At 64.4% G+C, this 6,187-nt stretch carries 4 protein-coding genes and 2 pseudogenes; all 6 read left to right on the plus strand.

Annotation, left to right across the window (positions count from 1 at the left end; all coding sequences use genetic code 11):
• Positions 1-62: 62 nt before the first annotated feature.
• Positions 63-1,751, plus strand: a pseudogene (locus CQ13_RS06085) (ATP-binding protein); the annotation flags it as partial.
• Positions 1,752-1,869: 118 nt separating this feature from the next.
• Entirely contained in the window at positions 1,870-3,864 is a 1,995-nt protein-coding gene (locus CQ13_RS06090) for an ABC transporter ATP-binding protein/permease (RefSeq protein ID WP_057842110.1), read from the plus strand.
• Between the two features lie 255 nt (positions 3,865-4,119).
• Positions 4,120-4,947, plus strand: a complete 828-nt coding sequence (locus tag CQ13_RS06095) for an FkbM family methyltransferase (protein WP_057842112.1) — start codon at positions 4,120-4,122, stop codon at positions 4,945-4,947.
• A 42-nt stretch (positions 4,948-4,989) separates the two neighbouring features.
• Entirely contained in the window at positions 4,990-5,376 is a 387-nt protein-coding gene (locus CQ13_RS06100; protein ID WP_057842111.1) for a VOC family protein, read from the plus strand.
• An 83-nt stretch (positions 5,377-5,459) separates the two neighbouring features.
• The gene (locus CQ13_RS45325) at positions 5,460-5,690 is read left to right on the plus strand and encodes a hypothetical protein (protein ID WP_082637337.1); all 231 of its coding nucleotides are present in this window, start codon (positions 5,460-5,462) and stop codon (positions 5,688-5,690) included.
• Between the two features lie 214 nt (positions 5,691-5,904).
• A pseudogene (locus tag CQ13_RS44950) lies at positions 5,905-6,187 on the plus strand (OmpA family protein); the annotation flags it as partial.

Genomic DNA, 6,187 nt, shown 5'->3' on the forward strand with positions numbered 1-6,187 from the left:
TGATCCACCTCGCCGCTGCCGTGATAAACTCGCGATGAATCCCAACAGACCCTAGCGAAGCGCTCACGCCGCGGCCGCCCTATCAGGGCGCCGCGTTCTTCGGCGTCAGCAGACGGCGCCCGAGCGAGGACGGCAGCTTCGCAGGTGTGATCCAGACCTCCGTGCTGCCGGAATATTTCGAAAATTACTACGCCCGGATCGGCCGCGAGCCGGGCAGCTTCTTCGCGGTCGGTCGCACGGACGGCACCGTGCTCGCTCGTTTTCCCGCCGCAAGCCGAGACATCCGCCTCGACCGCAACGGCGCGCTCGGAAAACTGATCGCGGCCGATCCCAAGGCCGGCCTCGTCACCGTGACCTCGCCGACCGACGGCATCGAACGGCGGCTCGGATACCAGCGGCTCGCCAAATACCCGATCTATGTCAGCGCCGGCCTCGAGACGTCGGTGATCCGGGCGCGCTGGCTGTCCACCATGAGCCAGCACCTGATTTTCGGCGCGCCGGCCACCGCGCTGCTGTTTGCGCTGCTGGGGCTGGCCTTGCGCCGGACGCGCCACCTTTATTTCGAGGCCGAGAAGCGCCGGGTGGCCGAGGAAGCGCTGAAGCACGGTCAGCGGCTGGAGGCGCTGGGCCAGTTGACCGGCGGCGTTGCGCACGACTTCAATAATCTGCTGACAGTGATCCGCGCTTCCGTGGACCTATTGCGGCGGCCCGACCTGCCGGAACAGCGGCGGCTGCGCTATATCGATGCGATCTCGGATACGGTGACCCGCGCCGCCAAGCTGACCGGGCAATTGCTGGCCTTCGCGCGGCGGCAGACGTTGAAGCCGGAGGTGTTCGACGTCGGGCGGACCGTGCAGATGCTGAGTGAAATGATCGGCACCCTGATCGGTTCGCGCATCGAAATTGTCATCCTTGGGCCTGAAGAACCGTGCTTCGTCAACGCCGACGCGGGCCAGTTCGAAACCGCCATCATCAACATGGCCGTGAACGCGCGGGACGCTATGGAAGGCCGCGGACGGCTGACGATTGCGGTCGGAATGGCGGCCAGTCTGCCCAACGCTGCCCCGCAGCCGCAGCATCCATATGGCTATGTGGCCGTATCGGTCGCCGATACCGGCAGCGGCATTCCGCCGGACCAGTTCGAACGCATTTTCGAACCCTTCTTCACGACCAAGCAGGCCGGCCATGGCACCGGGCTCGGCCTGTCGCAGGTATTCGGCTTCGCCAAGCAATCCGACGGCGAAGTGGCTGTGTCCAGCGAAGTGGGCAAGGGCAGCATTTTCACGCTGTATCTGCCGCGCACCGCCGGCAGCGGCAAATCGCGACAGACGCCGGCAGCAGATGCCGCGGCGATCGACGGAAGCGGGATGTCGGTGCTCGTGGTCGAAGACGATGCCGAGGTCGGACGCTTCGCCACCGACGCGCTGGCCGAGCTCGGCTACGCCACCAGACTCGTCGGCAACGCCGTGCATGCACTCGAAGAACTGGCGGCCGGCGCCGAGCATTTCGATGCCGTGTTCACCGACGTCGTGATGCCCGGCATGACCGGCATTGAACTCGCCCAGGAAGTCCGCCGCCGCCATCCCGACCTGCTGGTGGTGCTGACCAGCGGCTACAGCCACGTGCTGTCGGAGCACGGCAGCTACGGTTTCGAGCTGCTGCAAAAGCCCTACTCGATCGAGCAGCTCTCCCATGTGCTGCACCGGGTTGGCCGGCGGAAGGTAGAGCCGAGCGCGGAAACGCGGGCGTGATCCAGGCGCCGTAAGTGCCAATGATTGGCTTCGGGGTCTTCCACGTCATTGCAATGACGGCGGAGGGACACTCAGACAACCAGCGGGAACCATCTGATTCCCCTTACGTTATCGCGGCATGGCCAGATCCGATGTGAAGCCCAAGCCATCTGTCAGGAAATCCTCAGCCAAGAAATCCCCTGAGAAGCAAGAAGATTCGGAGTTCGTGGATGTCACGGCGGAGGGCGGCGAACGTGTCGAACCGCCGCCGCCGGAGGTCGTCGAGCCCGATCCGGAAATGTCTCCGGAGGACGCCGAGCAGGCCCGCAAAAATTATCTGCTGACGCGGTTCTGGATCAGCGCGCGCGGCTATTGGGGCAGCGGCGGCGACCGGCTGGCGTGGCTGCTATCGATCGGCCTGCTGCTCCTGATCGTCACCAATGTCGGATTTCAGTACGGCATCAACGTCTGGAATCGCGCAATCTTCGACGCCATCGAAAGGCGCGACGCCGCGACCGTCTATTTTCTCACCGCGGTGTTCTTTCCGCTGGCCATCGGCAGCGCGTTGCTTGGCGTGGCCCAGGTGTTCGCCCGCATGGGCATTCAACGTCGCTGGCGCGCCTGGCTCACGAATGCGGTGATCTCGCGCTGGCTGGCCAACGGCCGCTACTATCAACTCAACCTGGTCGGCGGCGATCATCAGAATCCCGAATACCGCATCGCCGAGGATTTGCGGATCGCGACCGATTCGCCGGTGGATTTCGTCGCCGGCGTCACGTCGGCATTTCTGTCGGCCGCCACCTTCATCGTCGTGCTCTGGACCATCGGGGGCGCGTTCACGATCACGCTGCCGGGCTCGACGGTCACCATCCCCGGCTTCCTCGTGATCGCCGCGATCGTCTACGCTGCGATTGCTTCGGGCTCGATCACAGCGATCGGGCGAAGCTTCGTGCAGATATCCGAAAACAAGAACCAGGCCGAGGCCGAATACCGCTACGTCCTGACCCGCGTGCGCGAGAACGGCGAGAGCATCGCGCTGCTCGGCGGCGAAGAGGAAGAGCGCGACGGCATCAACAAGACCTTTTCAAAAGTGCTGCAGCAATGGGCGCGGCTCGCTGGCCAGCATATGCGCACCACGCTGGTGTCGCAGGGATCGGGCCTTATCGCTCCGGTGGTTCCGATATTATTGTGCGCGCCAAAATTTCTCGAGGGCAGCATGACGCTGGGCCAGGTGATGCAGGCGGCGTCCGCCTTCACCATCGTGCAAACCGCGTTCGGCTGGCTGGTCGACAATTATCCCCGGCTGGCCGACTGGAACGCCTGCGCGCGCCGCATCGCTTCACTGATGATGTCGCTCGACGGCCTGGAGCGCGCCGAGCAGGGCGACGGCATCGGCCGCATCCAGCGTGGGACGACCGAAGGCGGCGCCGTGCTGAGCCTCAACGATCTCTCGGTGACGCTGGACGACGGCACCGCCGTCGTCGGCGAGACCGAAGTCGTGATCGAACCCGGCGAGCGATTGCTGGTGGCCGGCGAGTCCGGCACCGGCAAGAGCACGCTGGTCCGCGCGCTCGCCGGGCTGTGGCCCTGGGGCGGCGGCAGCGTCAATTTCCATCCTGACCGCCGGCTCTTCATGCTGCCGCAAAAACCCTACATCCCCTCCGGCACGCTGCGGCGCGCGATCGCCTATCCCGGCGCGGCCGACGACTGGCTCGCCGAGCAGATCTGCGACGCCCTGCACAAGGTCGGCCTCGACCATCTCAAGGACAAGATCGAGGAAGAGGGACCATGGGACCAGACGCTGTCCGGCGGCGAGAAGCAGCGGCTCGCCTTCGCGCGGCTGTTGCTGCACAACCCCGACATCGTGGTGTTGGACGAGGCGACGAGTGCGCTCGACGAAGGGAGCCAGGACAAAATGATGGAGCTCGTCATCAAGGAATTGCCAAACGCTACCATCGTCAGCGTCGCCCATCGCGCCGAGCTGGAGGCGTTCCATAGCCGCAAGATCGTGCTGGAGCGACGCCAGGGCGGCGCCAAACTCGTCAGCGACGTCGACCTGATTCCGCGCAAGGATAGACGCCGCCTGCTCGGCCGTTTCCTGCGCCATCGGAAGGGGACAAAGAAAGCCGCGTAGGTCTCTTTCTCGCCCGAGTGACGCGCACGATTCATCCGGCCTGTCATTGCGAGCGCAGCGAAGCAATCCAGCTCTCCATTCGCCGCGCTATGGATTGCTTCGCTGCGCTCGCAATGACCCAGATAGGCCGCAACGTACCGGTGCCCCGCCTTTGCAAGGACATAGCAGACCGATCGATCACGACAGAAATTGAACCCTGTTTCGCTGCCGTAAAACCGGCTATGCATGCGCCGCTTCTACACGAGGACCCACCGTTTGACGCCCGACAACGACCCGTCACCCGCGCAGTTCGGCGCGTTCGCCCCGAATGCCGCACAGGCCGCCATTATCGCGCTGGCCCACCGCTCGCGGCTGAAACGCGGTGCGTTCCGGCCGATGCTGTCGCGGCTGGTGAACCTGTTGCGGACAGGGCCTGTCGACGTGCAATACCAGGGCGCTTCGTTCCGCTTCTATCATCAGGCCAGCGCCACCGAGCGCGGCGCGCTGTTCAATCCCGACTACAATCTCGAAGAACTGAATTTTCTCCGCGCGCATGTGCCCGCCGGCGGCGTATTCGTCGATGTCGGCGCCAATGTCGGCACCTATGCGCTTGCGCTGGCGCGCCATGTCGGCGCCGCCGGCAAGGTGATCGCAATCGAGCCGCACCCGGTCACCCATGCGCGGCTTGCCTTCAACAACGCCGCCTCCGGCTACAGGCAGGTGCGACTGGTCGCGGCCGCCGCCGGTCCCGCCGATGGCGCGTTGATGATCGAGACCGATGGCGACAATCTCGGCGCCAGCCACATCGTATCAAGCGGGGCCTCCGGCAAGGCGATCGAGGTGCCGTCGCTGCGGCTGCAGCGCATTCTGCAGGAGGCTGGTGTCTCGCATGTCGACGCGCTCAAGATCGACGTCGAAGGATTTGAGGATCGCGTGTTGACCGGCTTCTTCGCCGACGCACCGCAGGCCTTGTGGCCCCGCGCGATTGTGATCGAGCATCTGTCGAAGGACGAATGGCAGCAAGACTGCATCGCCGACATGCGCTCGCGGGGTTACGCCGAGACCGGCAAGACCCGCAGCAACACACTGTTGGCGCGAGGCTGAATTTCCGTTGCGAACCCATCTCTCAAACCGCAGGAGAGCTTGATGATCGACCACATCGGATTTCCGGTTTCGGATTATGAACGTTCCAAGGCCTTCTATCTGAAAGCCCTGGCGCCGCTCGACTACACCCTCGTGATGGAAGTCACGCAGGAGCAACACAGCCACGAACCCGCCGCAGGTTTCGGCGCCAACGGAAAGCCCGATTTCTGGATCGGCGGCGAGGGCGGATTGGACAAGCCGCTGCATGTCGCAATCCAGGCAAAGGACCGCGCCACGGTTGACGCCTTCTACAAGGCGGCGATGGCCGCCGGCGGGCGCGACAACGGTCCGCCCGGGATCCGCGCGATCTATCATCCGAACTATTACGGCGCGTTCGTGCTCGATCCGGACGGTCACAACATCGAGGCGGTCTGCCACGCACCCGAGTAACCCGGTTCCATGATTGGATCACGCGGGAACTTGACGGCGCCGTCGCCGTTGTCGTTCCCGGAACTTGTAGTCCGGGAGACGTGATGCCGATCGAACCGCCGGAAGTACCGCCGGCGACACCAGGACAACCGACCGAGCCGCCGCGCGAGGAGCCACCGGGCCGTCCTCGTCCGGAGGTGCCGCCACCGGTACATGAACCGGGCCGGCCGCCCCAGCCGCGGGAATTGCCGGGCGAAATGCCAGACGAGCTACCGGTGCGTGGGCCTAATGGCCCGCGAACGCCTAACCCAGCCACCGATCCGGAAACCGAATGAAACAAACTTTGAAAGCACCATCTGAACGCGCAATGAACGAGGGGCCATGCAACCCTTTGCTTTCATGAAATAAAAAGCTACGGGCGATTTGTAAGCCGCCACAATCCGGCCTAATGATTAGCTGCTGATCGACCAACTGATACCTCAATACGGCACTTCCGTTACTGCCAGGCCTTTTCTACTGCCAGGCCTTTTCCGGGGACCAAAGGACATCATGACAAACCTTCGCATCGTGCTGCTTGCCACAACTGCCCTGTCGGTAACGCAGCTAGCGAGCTCCGCATCGCATGCCCAGACCGCTCCGCTTGTCCTGGCGCAAGCCAAGGAAGAGGAAGGCAGACCCAAGGGGCAGCCGCCAAAGGGAGCGCCGGGCGCCCCGCCGCCGGCGGCCGCCCCCACTCGACCGGCGCCTACTCCGCCGCGGCGGGAGGCCGCGGAGGAGGCGCCGGTCGCTGGCGCCTATACACATCTGACGCTGCCGACGGAGAGGATAGAAA

The sequence above is a fragment of the Bradyrhizobium retamae genome, assembly GCF_001440415.1.
GTDB classification, from domain to species: domain Bacteria; phylum Pseudomonadota; class Alphaproteobacteria; order Rhizobiales; family Xanthobacteraceae; genus Bradyrhizobium; species Bradyrhizobium retamae.